4 protein-coding genes are annotated in these 3,784 nt (G+C 18.6%); 2 read left to right on the forward strand and 2 right to left on the reverse strand.

The window, feature by feature from the left end; translation table 11 throughout:
• Together ptsP and crr are read left to right on the forward strand one after the other, a co-directional pair.
• Window positions 1-955 (forward strand): phosphoenolpyruvate--protein phosphotransferase (ptsP, locus tag GJT96_RS02435; RefSeq protein ID WP_247646084.1); only part of this gene is annotated, 955 nt, incomplete at its 5' end.
• Window positions 956-958: 3 nt separating this feature from the next.
• The gene (crr, locus tag GJT96_RS02130; RefSeq protein ID WP_169780554.1) at window positions 959-1,465 is read left to right on the forward strand and encodes a PTS glucose transporter subunit IIA; all 507 of its coding nucleotides are present in this window, start codon (window positions 959-961) and stop codon (window positions 1,463-1,465) included.
• Between the two features lie 161 nt (window positions 1,466-1,626).
• Here the strand turns inward: crr and GJT96_RS02135 are convergent, their stop codons facing one another.
• Together GJT96_RS02135 and aspS are read right to left on the reverse strand one after the other, a co-directional pair.
• On the reverse strand, window positions 1,627-2,346 hold the full coding sequence (locus GJT96_RS02135; protein WP_169780555.1) for a YebC/PmpR family DNA-binding transcriptional regulator: 720 nt from the start codon (window positions 2,344-2,346) through the stop codon (window positions 1,627-1,629).
• A gap of 14 nt (window positions 2,347-2,360) precedes the next feature.
• Window positions 2,361-3,784, reverse strand: a 1,424-nt coding sequence (gene aspS, locus GJT96_RS02140; protein WP_247646085.1) for an aspartate--tRNA ligase, incomplete at its 5' end; no start/stop codon positions are given.

A 3,784-nucleotide genomic window follows, 5' to 3' on the forward strand; every position in this document is an offset into this window, starting at 1 on the left:
AGCTAAAACTAAGGATAATTATCAAATTAAAATTTGTGGTAATATAGGATCTTTAAAAGAATTAAAAAATATTAAAAATAATGGTGCTGATGGTATTGGATTATATAGAACAGAATTTTTATTTATGAATCGTGATTCTTTTCCTACAGAAGAAGAACAATTTTTTGTTTATAAAACATTAGCAGTAAATATGGATAAAAAATCTGTTATTATTAGAACTATGGATATAGGGGGAGATAAAAAAATATCATATATGAATTTACCTCGAGAAGAAAATCCATTTTTAGGTTATAGAGCAATTAGAATAAGTATTGATCGAAAAGATATTCTACATACACAATTAAGAGCTATTTTAAGAGCTTCATCTTTTGGTAAATTATGTATAATGTTTCCTATGATTATTTCAATAGATGAAGTTCTTTTTTTAAAAGATGAATTAAAATTTTTAAAAAAACAATTACAAAAACAGAAATACGATTTTGATAAAAATATTTCTATAGGTATAATGATAGAAACTCCAGCATCAGCTATAATAGCTCATTTTTTAATAAAAGAAATTGATTTTTTTAGTATAGGTACAAATGATTTAACACAATATACATTAGCTGTAGATCGAGGAAATGATTTGATTTCACATTTATATAATCCTATTCACCCAGCAATTTTATGTCTTATTAAAAAAGTAATAGATATTTCTCATGAAAATGATAAATGGACTGGAATGTGTGGTGAATTAGCAAATGACGAATTTTTTATTCCTGTATTATTAGGGATGGGATTAAATGAATTAAGTATGAATGCTATTTCTATTCCAAAAATTAAAAATATTATTCGTAATATTAAAATAGTTAATGCTAAAGAACTAGCTAATAATATTTTATTACAACCTACCATTAAAGATATTAAAAATTTATTGCTAGAATTTAATAAAAAAAATTATTTTTTTAAAAGGTAAAATATGAACATTTTTTCTAATTTTTTCAATAAGAAATCCAAAAAAATTGAAATTACTAAAATTTTTGCACCTATTTCAGGAAAAATTATTAATATAAAAAAAGTTCCTGATATTGTATTTGCAGATAAAATAGTAGGAGATGGTATTGCTATTAATCCAAATGGAAATATTATATTATCTCCTGTTGATGGAATTATAGGTAAAATTTTTGATACTAATCATGCTTTTTCAATAAAAACTAAGAATAATATTGAATTATTTATTCATTTTGGAATTGATACAATAAATTTAAAAGGTAAGGGATTTATAAGAAAATTTAATTTAAAAAAAACTAATGTTGTAAAAAAAGGTGAAATAATTATTGAAATAGATTTAGATTTTTTAAAAAAAACAGCTAAATCTATATATACTCCAATTGTAGTTTCTAATATTGATGAAATTAATAAAATTAAAAAATATACAGGAAATGTTATTGCTGGTATAGATCCTATATTAAAAGTATATAAATAAAATTTTTTTATAAAAAACATTTTTTAATAATAAAAAATAATTATTAAAAAATGTCTAATAGTATATTTTATATATATCGTATATAAGAAATATTTTATATATTTATAATTATATACTAATTTATTTTATTTATTAATTAATCTAATTATTTTAATAATTTATTAAAATTCTGCATTATGATAAAAATTTTTAATATCTTTATTTTCTTTACATAAAGATTTTAAATAAATTAATTTATTTCTTGTAATAATATTAATTTTTTTTTTTATAAAAGGTTTAATATTTAGTTCAATTTTAATTGGTTTTATTTTTAATTTTTTTATTTCTTTTATAAAAAATTTATATTTTTCTTTTGTAAGAATTATTTGAATATTTTTTTTATTTAAAATAATATCATTTGCTTTTATTTTTTCTGCTATATCTATAATATAATCTATATTATTTTTATATAAAAATGTAATATATATTTGTCTATTAAATATATAATCTACTGCTCCTTTTTGTTTTAAATTACCCCCAATTTTATTCAAAATTTTACGTATAAAAAATATAGTTCTGTTATTATTATTTGTTAAACATTTAATTAATAATGCAATATTTTCAGGACCATAACCTTCGTAATAAATTTCTTTTAATTGATTTTTATTTGTTTTAATTAAATTTTTTTTTAAAATATTATTAATTGTAATTCGGCTCATGTTATGATCTAATGCTTTTTTTATAACTAAACGTAATTTTGAATTATATTGTGGATTTATTCCTTTTCCTATTTGAATGGCTGAATTTAGTTCTTGAATAATTTTAGAAAAAATTTTATCTTTTTTATTATCTTGAAATTCTTTACGGCGACGTGTATTAGACCATTTACTATGTCCAGACATAAAATATTCCTTTATTAAAATAAGTATGACAATCCATAATCTTTAAGTAGATAAGTATCAATTTTATTAGGAGCACTAGTTAATAAACAATTTGCAGATGTTGTTTTTGGAAATGCGATAACATCGCGAATATTATTTGTATCAGCCAATAACATCACTAATCTATCTAATCCTAAAGCTATTCCCATATGAGGTGGAGTACCAAATTTTAAAGCTTCTAAAAAAAAACCAAAATTTTTTTGTTGATTAATTTTACTTATTTGAAGAATATTAAATATTTTTTTTTGCATTTTATAATTATTTATTCTTACAGAACCACTACCTATTTCGTATCCATTAATAACTAAATCATATGAATCAGATATTATTTTTTGAGGATTTTTTTCTAGAAGATTATATAAATCATTTATAGAATAATTTTTAGGAGATGTAAATGGATGATTCATTGAAACTAAATTACCTATTTTATCTTTTTTAAATAATGGATAATTAATTATCCATAATGGATAATATATTTCATTATTAATTAAATTTAAATCATTTCCTAATTTGTTTCTTAAATATCCCATTGAAGATATATTATCATATAAATATTCTGTTCCTATAAAAATTATATCATTATCATAAGAATTATTTTTAATAATAATATCTTTTATTTTATATTGATTTAAATGTATTAAAAATTTATTTTTTTTATCAAATAAATTAATTAATTTATTTTGATATACTTTAAAAATATTTAAGTCATTTGTACCATATTTATTAATAAATAATATATATTTATTTAAATTTTTTGATTTTATATTAGATAAATATTTATTTTTAATATTAATAGAAACAATTCTTTTTTTATTTTTTTTAATAAAAAAATCACTTAGATCTACTAATTTTAATTTATTTCTTAAATCAGGTTTATCTGTTCCAAAAATTTTCATAGATTCTTTAAAAGTAAAAATTTTAAATTTATTTAAAGATATGTTTTTTACTTTTTTCCATATATAAAATATTATTTTTTCTATAAATGATCTAAATATATTTGATTTTATAAAAGATATTTCTATATCAATTTGTGTAAATTCTGGTTGACGATCTGAACGTAAATCTTCATCACGAAAACATTTAGCAATTTGATAATAACGATCTAATCCCGAAATCATTAATAATTGTTTAAAAATTTGAGGAGATTGTGGTAAAGCATAAAAATGATGTTTAGTAATTCTACTAGGTACTAAATAATCTCTTGATCCTTCTAATGTAGAATTTGTTAATATTGGAGTTTCAATATTTAAAAATTTATTTTTTTCTAAAAAATTTCTAACATAACACATTATATTTGATCTTAATTTTAAATTTTTAATCATTTTAAATTGTCTTAAATCTAAATATCTATATTTTAATCTAACTTCTTCTGTATTATTAAAATTAATATCTAGGGGAA

It is taken from the genome of Enterobacteriaceae endosymbiont of Donacia piscatrix (assembly GCF_012569525.1).
Classification (GTDB): Bacteria; Pseudomonadota; Gammaproteobacteria; order Enterobacterales; family Enterobacteriaceae.

Excerpts from the sequence above, each read along its gene's own strand:
- GJT96_RS02135 (WP_169780555.1), bottom strand. The coding sequence starts at position 2,346 with ATGTCTGGACATAGTAAATGGTCTAATACACGTCGCCGTAAAGAATTT.
- crr (WP_169780554.1), top strand. The coding sequence starts at position 959 with ATGAACATTTTTTCTAATTTTTTCAATAAGAAATCCAAAAAAATTGAA.